An 18,688-nucleotide genomic window follows, 5' to 3' on the forward strand; every position below is an offset into this window, starting at 1 on the left:
CGTCGATTCTGATGATTATAGTTGAGTGTAAATGATTCTGAGTTTCACATTTGCCGGCGGGGTGGCATTGCCGCCGCCTGCTTTCACACCGCGCATATCAATGCTGTACCTGCCGGAGATGGCTTCCAGCTTGAACACTGAATTTTCCAGCTTCTTGTCGACAATGAACTGCATATGCCGTGCAATATTAAACTTATATTGAACAACTTTGATCCCTCCGGGTAAATCAATGACAGTTTTATTACCGCCGTAGTAAGCCAGATCGGGGTTGTTGGGATTACCGTAGTCAACAATATAGCCCAGGCTGTCGTGCGTGATATATCTCCACAGGAAGAGCCGGTCCGGCTCCGTAAATATCGTGCTGGGTGTTGTGCCCGTAGATATCTGGGTTACGACCAGTTCGGCCTTGTTGATAATGGCCTTCGGGAAGTTCTCCAGGTCCGGGATGCGGAGCTGGGCGAAAATGCCGGGTGCTTCCTGCAGGAAGATCTGGTTCTCTCCCATCGGTTTGTCCGTATTGAGATACGGCGCCACTTCGGAACCGGTATAATTCCGGGTGAAGAAGTTGGCATGTGCACTGGAATATTGCTGGAAAGGGAAATTCGCGGTCAGGGAATCGTCCGTGGAGTTCCTGTAGTACACCGTCAGGCGGGTATCGCCGCTGTTGAGGTTCGGGAACAGCATGGTCTTGCCATTGATCGTGTCCGGTACAATAGCGAAGCCTTTCAGGTACACCCGGAATGCGGAGTCAGACAGGAAAGCTGCATCCGCACGCTGTTGCAGCAATTCGTTCCCGAATGCATTGCTGAGCTTGAAGCGCAGCTGCGGGGGATATTTTACGCCGTAGATGGACAGGGAGTCCTTCGGGTACACGGGATATATATTCTGATCTGCCAGCAGTTCAGCGGGATTATAACTTAAAGGACGGGTATAGCTGTAATTGGAATCGATCTTGAAATCAGGTTCATTCATCCGGTACACCTTGTAATTGACCGGGGCATTTTCCCCATACCAGATCGTGTCGCACCCCACATACAATACCACGGAATCCAGCACATGGCCGGTACCCGCGAAAGTGAACTCATTGGAAGAAAGCCCTACCTGGGTGTACAGAAAGCCGTGGGATTTGCCGAACACCGGGTCATGGGTGATGCTGCCCATGGTTGCCCTGTAATTGCCCTGGCCGGTGCGGATGCTGGAATCTGCCCTGTACACACTGGAAGTGATCAGGGTATTGATAGTGGTGTCCTTTACATTTACTTTATCGGCATCGGGAATAAGATCCTTCCCCAGAATAGTTGATTCATTACAACCCGAAAGGGCATACAATACTGTCGAAAATACAGCTACACAGCCAAGGTTCCTGAAATTGATCTTCACTTAATTAAATTGAAAAGTAAAAACTTGATATTTAAAGCTATGCCTCAAAAATAAAAAGTTAAAAATAAGCAGTAATAACCAGTAACTGTAATGTTGCCAAGTTTTTACGTCTGATTTTAACTTTTTACCGCTGATTTTTAACGTTTACTTTGCTCCTAATAATTGTTGATAAAGTTGCAGGTAGTCTGCCAGATCTTCATTCTCTTTTCTATACGGTACCAGTATCTTGCCTTTTTCCGCTTTCAGTTCCTCCACCAGTTTCTTGTCCGCTTTGTCACTGGCCAGTACAACGGCATCGGCATATTTGCTGGCGCCCTTGTTGAGAGCGGCATTGGTGCCGTCTTTATACAGCTCCAGGTCTTTTTCCTTGATCTGGTTGCTGATGATCGCTTTTTTCACAAAGGAAGCGCCCAGTTTCTCCTTGAAAGAAGCCGGCTCCAGGGAGAAGACGGTTTTGGAATGGGCAAATACAGGCTCCTTTTTATAGGCTGTTTTAAGATAAAGGGGTATCAGAGAGGTCATCCAGCCGCTGCAGTGAATGATGTCCGGCGGCCAGCCAAATTTCTTCACGGTTTCCAGGGCGCCCTTGCAAAAGAACACCTCACGGGCGGCATTGTCATCATAAAACTTGCCGTCATCGTCATGGAAAACCGCTTTCCGCTTGAAATAATCTTCATTGTCCAGGAAATACACCTGCAATCGTGCATTCGGTAAAGAAGCCACTTTAATGATAAGCGGGTAATCGTCCCCGTCTATCACAATATTGATACCCGATAAACGGACCACCTCATGCAAACGGTGCCGCCGTTCGTTAATGCTTCCAAACCTTGGCATGATAACCCTCACTTCCAAACCTGCCTCATTAGATCTGATCGCCATCTTGTTGACCATCGCCGCATAATCACTCAGTTCCAGGTACGGCGACATCTCTTGGGCGATAAAAAGAATTCTTTTCTTTGTGGACATTTAATGCTGATTATTAATGCAGTTATTTTTAATTTGGCTTGCAAAACTACGAAATTTTTAGGTTAAAAGGGCCAATTTGTCACTTTTAACATCCTTTTAAGCATACCTTTATGTATCTATTTAAAGAAATTGCCCGTCTGCAGGAGGCTTTGGAACAGGAAAAAACGGCAGGCAGGCGGATCGGTTTCGTGCCAACCATGGGCGCCCTGCATGAAGGGCATATTTCCCTTATCCGTACCGCCCGATCCGTCTCCGATATCGTCGTCTGCAGTATTTTTGTAAATCCTACACAATTTAACGACCCGAAAGATTTCGAGTTATATCCCGTTACCATTAAAGAAGATATACTCAAACTGACCGGCGCCGGCACCGATATCCTTTTCCTCCCCTCCGTGAACGAAATGTACCCTGAAGGCGTGAACGCAAAGCACCGGTATTACGACTTCGGTTATCTGGAAACCGTGCTTGAGGGTGCCTACCGCCCCAACCACTTCCAGGGGGTGGGCGTCATTGTACACAAACTGCTGGAGGCCGTACAGCCGGACGATCTGTTCATGGGGCAGAAAGATTATCAGCAATGCATGATTATCAAGCGATTATTGGAGTTAACGGCAATTCCGTCTAAATTACACATTTGCCCCACCCTGCGGGAAGAAGACGGCCTGGCCATGAGCAGCCGGAATATGCGCCTCGATCCCCGGGCACGGCAGATCGCCGCACAGATCAGCCAAACATTGCGCTACGTAAAGCAAAATGTCAGGTCCATCCCCTTTCCTGACCTGAAGCAGAATGCTGCCAAACAACTGCAAAATGCTGGTTATCAGGTTGATTACATAGAAATTGCTAATGCGGACGACCTTGCATTGCTGAACGAACCGGTTGCGGGGGAAATGGTGGCGCTGGCGGCCGCCAAACTGGGAGAAATACGGCTGATCGATAATATGATCATCGCCAAACCGTAGTATACCCATGGTATAACCATAGCATAGCCATAGCATAACCGTAGCATACCCATGGATCCCCCCGGGGTCTGCTGCCCCGGCTGTCAACAAAATGATAAATACGGGCGGGCGGCCTTTCTGTTAATTAAAATTCCTCTACCTTTGCGGACTACACCAGAAATATGTTGATCGAAGTACTCAAATCAAAGATTCACAGGGCGGTAATTACGGAGGCCAATCTGAACTATGTGGGCAGCATCACGATAGACGAGGACCTGATGGATGCGGCCAATCTCATACAAAATGAAAAAGTGCAGGTGGTGAACGTAAATAACGGCGAACGCCTGGAGACCTATATCATTAAAGGTAAACGGGGCTCCGGCGTTATATGCATGAACGGCCCTGCCGCCCGGCTGGTTGCCGTAGGGGATATTGTGATCATCATATCCTATGCCACCATGGATTTCGAGGAAGCCAAACAACATACTCCCATAGCCGTTTTCCCGAAGGAAGGCAACAAACTGTAAACCCAGCCATTACCGCTCATGCCAAAAGCGCTCAAAAACATTCTCAAATTCCTGGCTTTTCTGAGCATTGGCCTTTTCATGATCTGGCTTGCCGTCAAAGACATGACGCCCGAACAGTTCCAGGATGTGAAACGTGCTTTCCTGAGCGGCAATTACTGGCTGGTGGTCCCCGCTTTCATTATCGGCATCGGCAGCCACCTTTCCCGGGCCCTCCGCTGGAAAATACTCATTGCTACCCAGGGGCACCGGCCCGGTACCCTGAACACCTTCTTTGCCGTCATGGTAGGTTATCTCGTGAATATGGGCGTACCGCGCCTGGGTGAGATCGCCCGCTGCGGCGTGCTCGCCAATTACGAAAAGATACCGGCGGACAAGCTGATCGGCACCATGATCGCGGAACGGGCGCTCGATCTCGTTTGCCTTATGCTGGTATTCCTGCTTTGCCTGGTGTTGCAGCTGGACCTGGTGACCGGTTACCTCTCCACAGAGGTCTGGCCCTCCCTGCAAACCAAGCTCGCCAACGCGGATGCCGGGCAATGGCTGATCATACTGGCCATCGCCGCCGCCGTCATCGGCATCATCATCTTCCTGTTCAAAAGATTTGCCGCTTCAAAAGCTGCTATCAAGGTCAGGGCCCTGATGAGAGGGGTGTGGGACGGCTTTTCCTCCATCGGCAAAATGGATCGCCGGAACCTGGGATGGTTCATTTTCCACACCGTCTGCATCTGGTTCCAGTACCTGGCCATGTTATATGTGGGCTTCCTCTGCCTCCCCGCCACCCGCGAACTGGGTTTTACCGCGGCGCTGACGGTGCTGGTGCTCGGCAGTGTAGCCATGATCGTTAGCCCCGGCGGCATCGGCGTGTACCCCTTCCTCATTCAGAAGACCCTGCTCCTTTATAATATCCCCGAAACCACCGGCGTTGCCTTCGGCTGGATCATATGGGGCGCACAAACGCTGCTGATCTGCATCCTGGGCCTCCTCTCCTTCATCTGGCTGCCTATTCACAACAAAAAGTCGTAATTTAATATTAAGTTAACACAGGCAATTAGCCCGGCGCACGCTTTTTTCTAACTTTTGTGATCGTATCCCTATGCCAACAGGGATACATGTTAAATCATGTGATATGACTATGGACCAGAATGCCCTCGCTATAAAGCCGGTGAAAGAAAAAAAAGCTCCGGTGAAAAGAGTGACCAAACAGCAACCCACGATAAAAAAGAGAAAGACCATAGTTCGCGACATCAGCTGGCTGTCCTTCAACGCCCGCGTATTACAGGAAGCAGCGGATACGACCGTTCCCCTGCTCGAAAGGATCCGCTTCCTCGGCATCTTCTCCAATAATCTCGATGAATTCTTCCGGGTACGGGTAGCTACCCTCAAACGCATGAGCAGCGTGGGCCGCACCGTCAGAATGCACCTGGAGGAGAATGCAGACCAGATACTGGAAGACATTCAGAATACCGTGATCAGCCAGCAGCAGGAGTTCAACCGCATCTGGAAAGAAATAGAAGACGAACTGAAACGGGAAAAGATACACCTCCTCACCGAAAAGCAACTGAACCGCGATCAGCAAAAATTCGTGACCGGCTATTTCAATGAGGAAGTGCGCACCAATATCATCCCCCTGATGATCGAAAGCATTCCGCAAATGCCCTATCTGCGGGACAAGTCGATCTACCTGGCGGTAGTGCTCGCACGGGCGGACAATTCCATCCGCCAGAAGTTTGCGCTGATAGAGATACCCACTTCCACCCTGCCCCGCTTCATTATCCTGCCTTCGAAGGAGCATGAGCATGCCATCATTCTGCTGGAAGATGTGATCCGCTTCAACCTGCCGCATATCTTCTCCTATTTCGGATACGACAAGTTTTCCGCTCATATCATCAAGGTAACGCGGGATGCTGAGCTGGATATTGACAATGATGTTGCCACCAGCCTCATTCACCAGATCGAAAAAGGCCTGAAGGCCCGCCGCAAAGGCAAGCCTGTACGCTTTATTTACGATCAGCAGATCGATGCCCTGCTGCTCGAATACCTCATGCGCCGCATGGGGTTGTCAAAAAAGGATAACCTGATCCCCGGCGGCCGGATCCACAACTTCAAAGACTTTATCAATTTCCCGGAACAGGTGTTCACCCGCGAACGCACCCGCCGTAAAACCTTTATCCATCCGCTTTTCCAGAACGCCCCCAGTGTCATGCAGGTCGTTGCCCAGCAGGATGTGATGCTGCACTTCCCCTACCACGCTTTCGATACCATCATCGACCTGCTCCGTGAAGCGGCCATGGACCCGAACGTGACCACCATCAAGATCACCGCATACCGGCTGGCAAAGAACAGCCGCATCATCAACGCCCTGGTCAATGCCGTGCGCAACGGCAAACAGGTGGTGGTAGTGCTGGAGCTCCGTGCCCGTTTCGACGAGGAAGCCAATCTGAAATGGAAGGAAAGACTGGAAGAAGAAGGCGTTAAAGTGCTCTACGGCATCCCCGGCATGAAAGTACATGCCAAGCTCTGTGTGATCAAAAAGCGCCTCGGCAACACTACCGTGCAATACGGTTTCGTCAGCACCGGCAACCTCAATGAAAGAACAGCCCGCATTTACGGCGATCATTGCCTGCTGACCACCAACCGCAATATTATGGCGGATATCAACCGCATCTTTTCCTACCTCGAGAACAGTCGTCACGACGAAAAACTGCTGCATGCCTGCAAAACCCTTGTGGTAAGCCCTTTCAACATGCGCAAACATTTTCTGAAGATGATAGACCGCGAGATACGCCATGCCAGCCATAAAAAACCCGCCTCCATCATCCTGAAAATGAACTCGCTGTCCGATGAAGAACTGATCGGCAAACTGTACGACGCGGCGAGGGCCGGCGTGGAAGTAAAGCTGGTCATACGCGGCATCTGCTGCGCCTATACGGAAAATAAAAAATGGAAAAAGGATATTGAAGCGATCAGTATTGTAGATGAATACCTGGAGCATGCCAGAGTGTTCATTTTCCATAATAACGGCCACGAAAAGGTCTATATCGCGTCTTCCGACTGGATGGTGCGCAATCTGGACCATCGCGTGGAAGCGGCCGTGTCCATTGAAACGCCCTCCATCAAACAGGAACTGATAGAGATACTCAATATACAGCTGAACAGCAACGTAAAAGTGCGGGTGCTGGACAATGAGCAGCAGAATGCATACAAGCATTCCAGCGGCAGGAAGAGCCGGGCGCAGGTGGAAATATATAAATACCTTCACGAAAAAACATACCTTTGACCTCATTACGGATTGGTCATTTTCCGTAACAAATCATACACAATCCGTATTTGAGTTATGAAGCTGGCAGCAATAGACATCGGTTCCAACGCCGCACGTTTGTTAATATCTGACGCATCTCCCAAATCCAACGGGGAAATGGATTTCACGAAGGTGAACCTGGTACGTGTACCATTGCGTTTAGGCATGGACGTGTTTTCCGGCGGCAGCATTTCCGAAAAACGCGCCGAAAGCCTTATGAACACCATCAAAGCATATAAACTGCTGCTGGATGTATATGAAGTAAAATACCTCAAAGCCGCAGCCACCTCCGCTATGCGCGATGCCAGCAACGGGCTTCAGATACTGGAAAAAGTGAAACAGGAAACCGGCATCGACATACAGGTCATCACCGGACAGGAAGAAGCCTCCTACATCTACGAGAACCATGTGGCGGAGAACCTTGACAAAACCAGAAGTTATTTATATATAGATGTTGGCGGCGGCAGCACGGAACTGACCCTGTTCAGCGGCAACCGGCTCGTATTCAAGGAATCCTTCAACATCGGCACTATCCGGCTGCTGCAGGGGATGGTAACCGAGCAGCACTGGCAGCAGATGAAAGACTTCCTGAAACAGCAGCTGCGCACCTCGGGGTCGCAACAGGTCATCGCCATCGGCTCCGGCGGCAACATCAACAAAATATTCTCCCTCTCCAAAAGAAAAGAAGGAAAACCCCTCTCCTTCGATCTGCTGAAAGACTATTATAAAGAGTTCAGCAGCTTCACTGTGGAAGAACGCATTCATCTCTACCACCTCCGGGAAGACCGGGCGGATGTGATCGTTCCCGCGCTCCAGATATATGTAAATGTCATGCGCTGGACGGATATTGAAGAGATCTATGTTCCGAAGATCGGCCTGGCAGACGGCCTCGTCCGCTCCCTCTACAAGGAGATCAAAAGCTGAAGTCCGGCCTGCGGCCAATTACCGCCCGTGTAAAAAACGGCAAACCGCAGCAGATTATCACTTAATCCTTTACTTTTACCCTTTATTTCAATTCCTTACTTTTCAATTTCCGATAATGTCTGCTGTTAATAAAGAGATCAAGCGCATTACCACACACATCCTGCAAAAGATGAAAACCGACGGTGAACGGATATCCATGCTCACCGCCTATGATTTTTCCATGGCCAGGATACTGGATGATGCCGGGGTGGATATCCTGCTTGTGGGCGACTCCGCCTCCAACGTCATGGCCGGCCACGAAACCACGCTGCCCATTACGCTGGACCAGATGATCTATCACGCCGCGTCCGTTGTACGCGCCATCCGCCGCAGTTTTGTAGTGGTAGACCTTCCCTTCGGCTCCTATCAGGGGAACTCCAAGGAAGCCCTCAGCTCCACCATCCGCATCATGAAGGAAACCGGCGCACACGGCATCAAGATAGAAGGCGGTGAAGAGGTCATCGAATCCGTGAAACGGATCATTTCCGCAGGCGTACCGGTAATGGGCCACCTGGGCCTCACCCCCCAGTCCATTTACAAATTCGGCACCTACGCCGTACGCGCCACAGAAGATGTGGAAGCGCAGAAACTGCTGGCAGACGCCAAACTGCTGCAGGAAGCAGGCGCATTCGCTATCGTGCTCGAAAAAATACCCGCCCTCCTGGCCAAACAGGTAGCGGAACAACTGACCATTCCCACCATCGGCATCGGCGCGGGCAAGTATGTGGACGGACAGGTGCTGGTCATGCACGACATGCTCGGCATCAACAAGGAATTCAAGCCCCGCTTCCTCCGCAGGTACCTGAACCTCTACGATGATATCTACAAGGCCACCCAGCAGTACATCCACGATGTCAAAAGACGGGATTTCCCTAACGACCAGGAACAATATTGATACCGCTGAGCGGGAGTTTTAACAAAATTCAATGCGTTAAACTCCCGTTTCACTTTTCGAAAAACCTTATATTCGCTGTAATGAACGCATTGTTGAACATACAGCTTTCACTCCTCTCTTTCCTGCGCAGCACCTGCTCGCATGTGCCATGATGGTCCTCTGTCCGCCAACCATATTCGCATCACATCTCCAAACCATCAAAAAAGCAACATGACAGCACTGGAAACAGTATTGGATGGCCTCATGAGCCGTTACAGGGAACGCGTACCCGATGTGGGCGCCATTATAGATGCCATGATAGCAGAAGGCATTATCGGCAAGGCACAGGATATAGAGAACGACCATATCGCCTTCCGCACACTTGGCGTGGAGCATCTGGGCATTTCGTCCCTCGAAAAGATATTCCTGCATTACGGCTATACGAAACGGGAGTATTACAACTTCCCGGAAAAGAAACTGGATGCTTACTGGTATGCGCCTCCCTCGGAATCTTACCCACGCATCTTCATCAGCGAACTGCGTGTAAAAGACCTGAGCGAAACCGCGCAACAGATCATCCGCAGTTATACCGCCGAAGTAAAACAGGACCCCGTGGACGGTCTGGACCTGAACAACGGCGAAGCGGTGGATATTTTCCTGCACAGCGCGCTCTGGCGCACCCCCACGCTGCAGGACTACCGGACGCTGGCCGCCGAAAGCGAATATGCCGCCTGGGTGATCTACAACCGGTATTACCTCAACCACTTCACTGTAAGCGTCCATAATCTCCCACCGGGATATAATACCATTGCGGACTTCAATGCCTTCCTGGAGAAAAAGGGCTTCCGCCTCAATGATGCCGGAGGGAAGATCAAGACCAGTCCGGATAACGGCCTGCTCCAGAGCAGCACCATAGCCCGCATGATACCGGCCGCTTTCGCCAATAACGAAACAGACAGGATCGCCGGATCATATGTGGAGTTTGCGGAACGCAGGGTATTGCCGCAGTTTGCGCATCTCCCCGCTTCGGAGATCAAAAGGGCGCACCGGCGGGAAGGATTTGAAGCGAACAATGCCGACAAGATATTTGAAAGCACCTACTCGGCGCAGACAGGGAAGCAATAGGTCCGCGCTTTTGACGCTAGTGCGGCAGCTTGTCCTTCAGCCATCCATACGCCCAGGTGCCGGCAATGGCGCTGAAAAGGGTAATGATCACCACCGTGAACCCGCTGCCTACCTGTGCGAACAGCGGCCCGGGGCAGGCGCCTGTAATCGCCCAGCCCAATCCGAATATCAGTCCGCCGAAAATATTGCCTTTGGTGAATACCTTTTTCGGGATCACAATGGGATCGCCGCCAAGCGTGCGGAGATGCAGTTTCCGGATCAGCAGTACGCCCAGCGCACCCGTCAGCACCGCACTGCCGATCACGCCGTACATATGAAAGGATTCCAGGCGGAACATTTCCTGTATGCGGAACCAGGAGATCACTTCCGATTTAACGAGGATGATGCCGAAAAGGGCGCCCATCAGGAGGTATTTCAGGTTTTTCATAACAGCAGCCATTTCATCAGGTGAGGTAGAATTAAATTGGTCATGATAAAACCTCCGGCCATAAAACAGACGGTGGCTACCAGGGAAGGCCATTGCAGCGTGGACAGCCCCATGATGGAATGGCCCGAGGTGCATCCCCCGGCATAACGGGTGCCAAAGCCCACCAGGAACCCGCCCAGCACAAAGAACAACAGGCCGGCGGGACTGGCCACACGGCCCCAGTTGAAGATATCGCCCGGCATCAGTTCATCAAATTCCCTGACGCCCGCAGCCTTCAGTGCTGCGATAGTAGAGGGGTCCAGCTGTACCGGCTGACCATTGTGAAAAAAGGCCAGGGTGATGACCGCTCCGAGGCAGATGCCGCCCACAAAAAATAAATTCCAGCTTTCTTTTTTCCAGTCATACTGAAAAAAAGGAATTTTGCCGGGGAAACAGGCCGCGCAGATATGCCGGAGAGAGGACGATATGCCCAGGGCCTTGTTGCCAATGATCAGCAACAGCGGCACCGAAAGCCCGATCAACGGCCCTGCGACATACCAGGGCCAGGGTTGGTGGAGGAAATTCATCTTTAAATTTACTAATTATCGGCATGGCCCGGTAATTGACAAATAAAACAGCTATGCAAAACATCCTGAAACAGTTCAACATCAACGCCGTTAACAGCGGAGCATCCACCGGCACACAATGGCTGTCCGGCGGCGGGAACCAGATCGTATCCTCTTCCCCGGTGGACGGGAAGGACATTGCCGCTGTGCGCACCGCCAGCCGGGCCGATTATAATGCCGTAGTGAGCAAGGCCGGTGAAGCTTTCCTGGCCTGGCGCCAGTGGCCGGCGCCGCACCGGGGGGAAGTTGTGCGCCAGGTAGGCGACGCGCTCCGCGCCAACAAGGAAGCGCTGGGCAAACTCGTATCTTACGAAATGGGCAAAAGCCTGCAGGAAGGATATGGCGAAGTACAGGAGATGATCGACATCTGCGATTTTGCCGTTGGGCTCAGCCGGCAGCTGCACGGGCTCACCATGCACTCGGAAAGGCCCGGCCACCGGATGTATGAGCAGTGGCACCCCCTGGGTATCACCGGCATCATCTCCGCTTTTAACTTCCCGGTAGCCGTATGGAGCTGGAACGCTATGCTGGCCTGGGTATGCGGCAACGTCTGCATCTGGAAGCCCTCTGAAAAAACACCGCTTACGGCTATTGCCTGCCAGCATATCACTGCAAAGGTATTTGAAGCGAACGGCGTGCCCGAAGGTGTGAGCAACCTCATCATCGGGGAACGCGAAGCCGGGGCCTGGCTGGCAGAAGATACCCGCATCCCGCTGGTTTCCGCCACCGGCTCCACCCGTATGGGCAAGAGCGTAGGCGCTGCCGTAGGAGCGCGCCTGGGCAGGTCTTTACTGGAACTCGGCGGCAACAACGCCATCATTATTTCCCGGGAAGCGGACCTGGATATGAGCCTTATCGGCTGCGTATTCGGCGCCGTAGGCACTGCCGGGCAGCGCTGCACCTCCACCCGCCGCCTCATTATCCACGACAGTGTGTATGATGCCTTCAAAGAAAGGCTGGTGAAAGCGTACGGCCAGCTGCGCATCGGTGATCCGCTGGACGAACAAAACCATGTGGGGCCGTTGATCGATAAACACGCCGTACAGGCTTACCTGGAATCTATCGAAAAATGCAAGGCCGAAGGCGGCACCTTCGTGGTAGAAGGCGGTGTGCTGGAAGGCAAAGGTTATGAATCCGGCTGCTACGTGAAACCCGCGATAGCAGAGGTGGAGAACAGCTACAGCATCGTACAGCACGAAACATTTGCACCCATCCTCTACCTGATGAAATATAACACGCTGGAAGAAGCGATTGCGCTGCAGAACGGTGTACCACAGGGGCTTTCCTCCGCTATCATGACGCTGAACCTGCGGGAAGCAGAGCAATTCCTTTCCGCAAACGGCTCCGACTGCGGTATTGCCAATGTGAATATCGGTACGTCCGGTGCGGAGATCGGCGGTGCTTTCGGCGGAGAAAAGGAAACGGGAGGCGGTCGTGAAAGCGGCTCTGATGCATGGAAAGCGTATATGCGAAGGCAGACGAACACCATCAATTACACGACAAAATTGCCATTAGCACAGGGAATAAAGTTTGACCTGTAACAGTTGCAGGAGAATTAGCGGGGTTGGAGAACCCCGCTTTTTCGTTAAACGGAAACCATGCTTATGAGAGAGTGCCAATGGCACTCTCTGGTATAAATATTACACTTTTTTTTGGAAATTCATATTCAACTTTTGTGCTACTGCCTCCCCGATCCACCAGACGTTCACGAGCAACACTTCATTAAAGGTGCCATTCCCCTTCCGGAGCGCCTTTTCGCGGATACCCAGCATGCCTGCCATGATCTTTATGCTCTCTGCCGGCGCACAGATCACTACGGCCTTTCCCTTGTGTTTTTCCATCATAACATCCAGGATGTGTTTCATGACATCCGGCGCTTCAACGGTAGCATCCCGGAAATACTCCACCTTGCGGCCCTGGGCGCTGGCAAGGGGTTGCACCGTTTCTATCAGGCAATGGCGATACGGAACATACACCGCAGCTACTTCCGTATCGGCAAGAAATGCCTGCAGCGCAAGCGCCTGCTCCCGGCCGGTGGGACTAAGCGCTTCCCCTGCGGTTTCGGCGCAGTGAATAAAAAAGAATGTGGTGGCGGAACTCTCCCGCGGAACAAGGCCCGCAGGCTTTTGTACGACTGTGGATGGCAACCCATCCGCTGTGCTCCACATGAGCAGCAGGAATAAAAGAATTCTAGACATGGCGGAAATTTAATATGTGAAAAAATAGAATGGTCAGATCGTGAAACTTATGTTAAAGGCTGGGCGGATAACGATTTTAAACGGAACTTTGCCCCTTTTTCCCGGAGATTGGTTGATGGGCTCGATCAGGAGACTGGTTGACGGGTCAGTTAAAAGTACGGGATAATCAGCATGCCATCGGGAGTTTATGACAAATGGTGCAGGAAGAGGCTGAAGCTGCGGAGCTGGACAAGTAAGGGCCGCCATTTTTTCTAGTGCAGCCAGACCAATGGTCACCGTGCTACGCCGCTCACCACATCAAAACGCCTGTTATAACGCATTTATCATATTTTTAACCAATTGTGGTATCTGAATTGTAATCTATAGGAAAATTATACAAAAATGAGATTCATCTGCAGAGAGCTGGCAGTTGTTGCATGTGTACTAATCTTGACGTCTGCACAAAGTTTTGGCCAACAAAGAGCCCCTGTTCCGAAGAACTGGCAATTGCTGAGTTATGATACGGACAGTGTTTACGGGATTGGTGTGGAAAAAGCATACCGCGAGCTGTTGAAAGGCAAAAAAAGCCAGACGGTGATCGTTGCGGTACTGGATTCAGGGATCGATACCACGCATGAGGACCTGAAACCCGTGCTTTGGCATAATCCCCGCGAAATCCCGGGCAATAACATTGATGATGACGGAAATGGATATGTGGATGATGTGTACGGCTGGAACTTCCTCGGCGCCAAGGATGGCAGCAGCGTGAAAGAAGATTCCGATGAGGCTACCCGCGAATATTTCCGCATGAAGAAAAAGTATGTGGACCCGGATTCCGCCCTCGCGCCGGACAGCAAGGAGCTTGCGTACTGGAACCGCCTGAAGGACCGCATCGAACGCCCATCATCCCAGAACAAATCCAACTACAAAATGATGCTCAAGGTGCAGGAAAACCTCCTGCAATGCGAAGCCATCCTCTCCGAATACCTGAAAACGACCGATTTCAGCCTGAAGCAGCTGGACACCATCCGCAGCAATGACCAGGACGTGATGCTGGCCAAAAGCTTTGCCCTGCGCCTCCTCAACAGCACCGGCGAAGAAGGCATGACCTACCAGGCCCTGAAAACCGACCTGGCCGAATACATCAAGGACCTGAAACGCAAGGCCGATTTCTCCGGGCAGGAACCGAAGGACAAACGCGCCACCATCGTTGGCGACAACCTGAATGATATCAACGACAAATATTATGGCAATGCCGATGTAATGGGTCAGTTCGCCACACACGGCACGCACGTTTCCGGTATCATCGCCGCCGCACGCGGTAATGAACTGGGTATCGACGGTGTGGCGGATAATGTGCGCATTATGACCGTAAAAGTAGTGCCGGAAGGTGACGAGCGGGATAAAGACGTGGCCCTTGGTATCCGTTATGCGGTAGACAATGGTGCGCAGATCATCAACATGAGCTTCGGCAAAGGCTTCTCTCCGCAAAAAGAGTGGGTAGACGACGCTATCCGTTATGCAGAGGAAAAAGGCGTGCTGCTGGTGCATGCGGCCGGTAACGACGGCGCGAACAATGACGAAGTGGAAAACTTCCCGAAAGATACTTATAACGATGGCAGGGAAGCCAATAACCTGATCACCGTAGGCGCGCTCGGCAATGGCCGCACCGGCAGCAAAATAGCCGGTTTTTCCAACTATGGTAAAAAGGAAGTGGATGTATTCGCGCCGGGTGTGCAGATCTACTCCACCATCCCCGGCGGCAATAAATACAACAATGCCAGCGGCACCAGTATGGCTTCTCCGGTAGTAGCCGGTGCAGCGGCGCTCATACTCTCCTATTACCCGGACCTGAGTGCGCGCCAGCTGAAGGAGATCATTGAAAAAACCGCTTCTCCCCTGCCGGAAAACCTGGTGAACAAACCCGGTGCGAAAGATGAAACGATCGATTTTTCGGAGCTATCTACTTCCGGCGGTATGGTGAATGTGTATGAAGCGCTGAAGCTCGCCGCAAAAACGAGAGGCGAAAACGCCAGGGAAAACCGGAGAAAAGCCCGGTTGGCTCCTGCGGCGAGAGACTAGTCAATATGCACAGCAGCATAAAAAAACAGGTTGTATTCATAGCTGATACAACCTGTTTTTTTTATTGTCTATAAGGATGGCTCGCCGCCCGCAGCGCTGCCGGATCATTTTATCAGCCGCAGATTCACCGGGTACCGGTAATGCGTACCTTTATTCGCACTGACCGCCGCAATGATGGAAAAGATCACATTCAGCAGCCATACGAGCTGCATCAGGCCAAGCAGTGAAAACACCCTGTAGCCCACATTGGGAACATCAAAAAAGTCCGGCCCGCTGAACATCCGGCCGAAAGACCAGAAGCCCCATTGGATGCCGTTAATGATGGCAATGGCCACTTGTATGATGCTGACCGTGATCTGGAAATTCAGGGCTTCTTTCCCTTCTTTCTCCATAAAAGGGGATTCGTTACGCCGGATCAGCCAGATGACCAGTGCGCCGATGATATTGCCGACCATGGAGATCAGTACCTGGCCGATGATGCCGCCAAGGTGCACCAGTGCTCCCCAGGTGCGGTCATCTTTCATTTGTTGCTGCTGCTGAAATTGCTCAAATTGTTCCTTGTCCATCAGGTATGGTATTTAGGGTGAGGATTCGGGGTAAAAAGGTAAAACCACCCGGCACAGCTTATAAGCCGGATTCTGTATCCCGGTTTGCACCGGAACTGCTATCATTTATCTGCGACGCCCATCACTGAACGCCTGTATCTGCCTACCCTCGGTCATCGGACGGGCCGCCCTCGAACGACCGTTTACATGGCATTTCAGCACGCAAGGTTTACCCGCCATACCAGTTGCCTGGCACAGCCGTGGGCGCTTACCCCACATTTTCACCCTTACCCGCCGAAGCGGGCGGTTATTTTCTGTGGCACTGTCTGTTACCCCGCCGTAACGGGGCACCCACCCGTTAGGTGGTGCGTTGCCCTGTGCTGTCCGGACTTTCCTGCCTTCCGTTGCCGGAAAGCCGATAGCACAGCTGTACCGGGTGGTTTTACCAGAGGGCAAAGTTACTTAAAAAATATCTCCGTGGCCCCATAACCATAGAACGGGTGGTACTGGTTCACAAAGTACTTCACCTCCGGCACCGTTTTCAGTATCTCGTGCACTTCATCACGCAGTTTCCCGGAGCCTACGCCATGGATCACGATCATGCCGGGCTGGTGCTGGGCTATCGCCAGATCGAGATAATGCTGGAACTCATTGAGCTGTATGCCAAGCATCTCCAGGTTGCTCAGTCCCTTCCAGTCGTCCGTCAGTTTCTCAATATGCAGGTCTATTTCATACTTGGCGGTTACGGGCGTGGTCTCCTTGACGGAAAGATGGGATGTGAGGGCGGAAAGTTTCTTCAGGTCCTGCGGACTGAAGCCGTAAGCATCCTTTTCCTCGCGCAGGGGGTATTTGTCGAATAAGGTATAATCGATCGTGGCTTTTTGTTTCTGCTGCAATTCACCCAGTTGCTGGAACAACTGTCTGGCCTTTATCTTCCACGTTTTATGATAGGACGCGGCCAGTTTCAGGTCCGCCTCCTGCGGCACGAACGTGAACTCAAAGCGGGGATTGTCATTCAGCTGGTCGAACTGCAGGTCCGCCAGGTAAGTATGCTGAAATGGATGCACTTCCTGCTTCAGCTCCAGGAAAAGGGAATTGTTCAGCCATATCTCAAAATGATAGCTGTAACTGCTGCGGGTCTCATTAAGGAGATGAAATTTCAGGGTAGATACCACATCATCCATCCCGTCGAACTCAAATACCGGCAGCATACTGAGAAACATGCCTTTTTCGGGCTTATTTACGGGTGCTGGCTTCTCCCTGCGTATTTCCTCTCCGGGCGTTCTTTTGGCCGGGATCGGGGTCTTTTTCTGCGAGAAACGGTGAAAATAGGGAAAGTCTATCTGGTCCAGATACACCGGGAAGCTGGTACCATTGATCTCCACCATCACCATGTTGTCATTGATGATATCCACTACCGTGCCTTCCTCTTTGGAATGCAGCAGCAGGATCCTGTCGCCTGTTTGATACTTCATAACAGGCAAAAATACAACATGGCTGGCTTATCCCGGCGTTTTCTCCGGGTGACGGCGCATATATTCGTCGACCGACAGCTTTCCGCTGCCTTCCACGAGAAAGAACAGCAAGAGGAAAAGCACGAGAATGGACAACGCCAGCTCCGAATGCACGGAGAACAGCTGCGTGGGGGAATTGATAAAGAATACGGCGCCGAGGAGAATGGGAATATTGGCGATGATGGCCACACGGGTCAGCAGGCCGATGGCAATGAGCAGACCACCCAGGCTGTGTGCGAACACGATGATATGCGCCAGCCAGAAAGACAATGCGGTCAGGAAAGGCTGTTCTGTGATGCGCACCTTCAGGAGGTCGATATTTTGTACAAACTGTATGCCTTTCCACATCAGGATCAGCCCGAGTAGCATTCTCAGCCCGTCTATCCATTTGGGATGATGCGTTTCACCCCAACGGTCAATGCGTTGCAGGAGGTTCATAACATAAGTTTTAAAATGATCAAAGAACTGTACTACCTGTAAGGTACGAAAAAAGAAAGGGAATACCGGATCCGGCATTCCCTTTAATATCATTTGCATTTTTTAAGTCAGGTCAGTGAAGCGATGGCTTGTTAGTGTAGCCCATTTCTTTAAGTAACTTATTGGCCCGGGCTACTTTTTCCGGAAAAGAAGTTTCTCTGAATTCTGTACGTACAGTAACCGGATAAGCTTCTTTCAATTTTGAAGTTCGATTTTTAAACAGTTTCATCGTACCTAAATTTTAATCAAAATTATTTTCTTTTTACCAGAAAACCTAAAAAATTTCCTTCAGCTTCCGGATCAAATATTGATTCCAGCGGTTCGTTATTTACAGTCTGAAAAGCAATGATCTGGAAGCTGAAGGAAAACCGTTCATGATACCTTTTCAGGATTAGCTGATAAACATTCGTTCGCTGCGGAGAGCTGCCCGAAAAAAATAGCGATGCATTCGGATGTGCATGCAGAAATTTTTCCATGACTTCAATAACGGTAGAAAACACACGCGGCATATCGCCGTTATTCGTTTCCGCTTCATCGTCTATCGTGCCATCTGGCAGCAGGTCTCCAAACGCGAAGTTATATATGCCCGGGACTTCCAGCGGAAATATTTCCACTCCCTTTTTAATGGCTCCTTTGGCGCCAATGCTTTCAAACTCGTATTTGGTCAGGCCTTTCGCCTGAATTTTGTACGGGCTAACGTTCAATGTATTCATTTTTTGGTTAGCTGCAATTTAGATAATTATTTCAAACAGAAAATTTTAAAAAAACCGTCCGGAAATTTCCGGAC

The 18,688-nt window shown here is 51.2% G+C and carries 19 protein-coding genes and 1 other RNA gene; 9 read left to right on the forward strand and 11 right to left on the reverse strand.

Going from position 1 to position 18,688, the window contains the following annotated elements; translation table 11 throughout:
* Positions 1-15: 15 nt before the first annotated feature.
* On the reverse strand, positions 16-1,380 hold the full coding sequence (locus FW415_RS17650; RefSeq protein WP_148387714.1) for a DUF4270 family protein: 1,365 nt from the start codon (positions 1,378-1,380) through the stop codon (positions 16-18).
* Positions 1,381-1,524: 144 nt separating this feature from the next.
* Positions 1,525-2,346, reverse strand: coding sequence for a glycogen/starch synthase (locus tag FW415_RS17655; RefSeq protein ID WP_148387717.1), 822 nt, complete (start codon positions 2,344-2,346; stop codon positions 1,525-1,527).
* A gap of 110 nt (positions 2,347-2,456) precedes the next feature.
* Here FW415_RS17655 and panC point away from each other — a divergent pair, with 110 nt between their 5' ends.
* From panC to FW415_RS17690, 7 genes are all read left to right on the forward strand, one after another.
* On the forward strand, positions 2,457-3,308 hold the full coding sequence (gene panC / locus FW415_RS17660) for a pantoate--beta-alanine ligase (RefSeq protein WP_148387719.1): 852 nt from the start codon (positions 2,457-2,459) through the stop codon (positions 3,306-3,308).
* A gap of 161 nt (positions 3,309-3,469) precedes the next feature.
* On the forward strand, positions 3,470-3,814 hold the full coding sequence (gene panD, locus FW415_RS17665; RefSeq protein WP_148387721.1) for an aspartate 1-decarboxylase: 345 nt from the start codon (positions 3,470-3,472) through the stop codon (positions 3,812-3,814).
* A gap of 18 nt (positions 3,815-3,832) precedes the next feature.
* Positions 3,833-4,837, forward strand: a complete 1,005-nt coding sequence (locus tag FW415_RS17670) for a lysylphosphatidylglycerol synthase transmembrane domain-containing protein (protein WP_148387723.1) — start codon at positions 3,833-3,835, stop codon at positions 4,835-4,837.
* Positions 4,838-4,940: 103 nt separating this feature from the next.
* On the forward strand, positions 4,941-7,091 hold the full coding sequence (ppk1, locus tag FW415_RS17675; protein ID WP_246858789.1) for a polyphosphate kinase 1: 2,151 nt from the start codon (positions 4,941-4,943) through the stop codon (positions 7,089-7,091).
* 57 nt (positions 7,092-7,148) lie between these two features.
* On the forward strand, positions 7,149-8,036 hold the full coding sequence (locus FW415_RS17680) for an exopolyphosphatase (RefSeq protein ID WP_148387725.1): 888 nt from the start codon (positions 7,149-7,151) through the stop codon (positions 8,034-8,036).
* 115 nt (positions 8,037-8,151) lie between these two features.
* Positions 8,152-8,970, forward strand: coding sequence for a 3-methyl-2-oxobutanoate hydroxymethyltransferase (gene panB / locus FW415_RS17685; protein ID WP_148387727.1), 819 nt, complete (start codon positions 8,152-8,154; stop codon positions 8,968-8,970).
* Between the two features lie 210 nt (positions 8,971-9,180).
* Positions 9,181-10,074, forward strand: coding sequence for a DUF1338 domain-containing protein (locus FW415_RS17690; RefSeq protein WP_148387729.1), 894 nt, complete (start codon positions 9,181-9,183; stop codon positions 10,072-10,074).
* Positions 10,075-10,090: 16 nt separating this feature from the next.
* Here FW415_RS17690 and FW415_RS17695 read toward each other — a convergent pair whose 3' ends face one another.
* Together FW415_RS17695 and FW415_RS17700 are read right to left on the reverse strand one after the other, a co-directional pair.
* Entirely contained in the window at positions 10,091-10,501 is a 411-nt protein-coding gene (locus tag FW415_RS17695) for a DUF6691 family protein (RefSeq protein ID WP_246858790.1), read from the reverse strand.
* Complete coding sequence (locus FW415_RS17700; RefSeq protein ID WP_148387734.1) at positions 10,498-11,067, reverse strand: YeeE/YedE family protein; 570 nt, start codon at positions 11,065-11,067, stop codon at positions 10,498-10,500. The genes FW415_RS17695 and FW415_RS17700 overlap by 4 nt, the downstream gene beginning before the upstream one ends.
* Positions 11,068-11,120: 53 nt before the next feature.
* On the opposite strand from FW415_RS17700, the gene FW415_RS17705 reads away from it, so the two are divergent.
* Entirely contained in the window at positions 11,121-12,647 is a 1,527-nt protein-coding gene (locus tag FW415_RS17705; RefSeq protein WP_148387736.1) for an aldehyde dehydrogenase family protein, read from the forward strand.
* 99 nt (positions 12,648-12,746) lie between these two features.
* Here FW415_RS17705 and FW415_RS17710 read toward each other — a convergent pair whose 3' ends face one another.
* Positions 12,747-13,304, reverse strand: coding sequence for a histidine phosphatase family protein (locus tag FW415_RS17710; protein WP_148387739.1), 558 nt, complete (start codon positions 13,302-13,304; stop codon positions 12,747-12,749).
* A 429-nt stretch (positions 13,305-13,733) separates the two neighbouring features.
* On the opposite strand from FW415_RS17710, the gene FW415_RS17715 reads away from it, so the two are divergent.
* On the forward strand, positions 13,734-15,365 hold the full coding sequence (locus FW415_RS17715) for a S8 family peptidase (RefSeq protein WP_210420725.1): 1,632 nt from the start codon (positions 13,734-13,736) through the stop codon (positions 15,363-15,365).
* A 104-nt stretch (positions 15,366-15,469) separates the two neighbouring features.
* Here the strand turns inward: FW415_RS17715 and FW415_RS17720 are convergent, their stop codons facing one another.
* The 6 genes from FW415_RS17720 to FW415_RS17740 form a co-directional block, all read right to left on the reverse strand.
* A complete protein-coding gene (locus FW415_RS17720; RefSeq protein WP_148387743.1) occupies positions 15,470-15,931 on the reverse strand; it encodes a DUF4870 domain-containing protein in 462 nt (153 codons plus the stop codon).
* A 45-nt stretch (positions 15,932-15,976) separates the two neighbouring features.
* Positions 15,977-16,345: RNase P RNA component class A (gene rnpB / locus FW415_RS17725), an RNA gene on the reverse strand.
* 23 nt (positions 16,346-16,368) lie between these two features.
* Positions 16,369-17,385 carry a Smr/MutS family protein gene (locus tag FW415_RS17730; RefSeq protein WP_148387745.1) on the reverse strand — a complete coding sequence of 339 codons (1,017 nt, stop codon included), beginning with the start codon at positions 17,383-17,385 and terminating at the stop codon, positions 16,369-16,371.
* A 27-nt stretch (positions 17,386-17,412) separates the two neighbouring features.
* Positions 17,413-17,862 carry a DoxX family protein gene (locus FW415_RS17735; RefSeq protein ID WP_148387748.1) on the reverse strand — a complete coding sequence of 150 codons (450 nt, stop codon included), beginning with the start codon at positions 17,860-17,862 and terminating at the stop codon, positions 17,413-17,415.
* Positions 17,863-17,974: 112 nt separating this feature from the next.
* Complete coding sequence (locus FW415_RS25040; RefSeq protein ID WP_168208868.1) at positions 17,975-18,130, reverse strand: hypothetical protein; 156 nt, start codon at positions 18,128-18,130, stop codon at positions 17,975-17,977.
* A gap of 22 nt (positions 18,131-18,152) precedes the next feature.
* Positions 18,153-18,614 (reverse strand): hypothetical protein, encoded by a 462-nt coding sequence (locus FW415_RS17740; protein ID WP_148387749.1) that lies wholly within the window; start codon positions 18,612-18,614, stop codon positions 18,153-18,155.
* Positions 18,615-18,688: the final 74 nt, after the last annotated feature.

Origin of the sequence: Chitinophaga sp. XS-30 (assembly GCF_008086345.1) — a bacterium.
Classification (GTDB): domain Bacteria; phylum Bacteroidota; class Bacteroidia; order Chitinophagales; family Chitinophagaceae; genus Chitinophaga.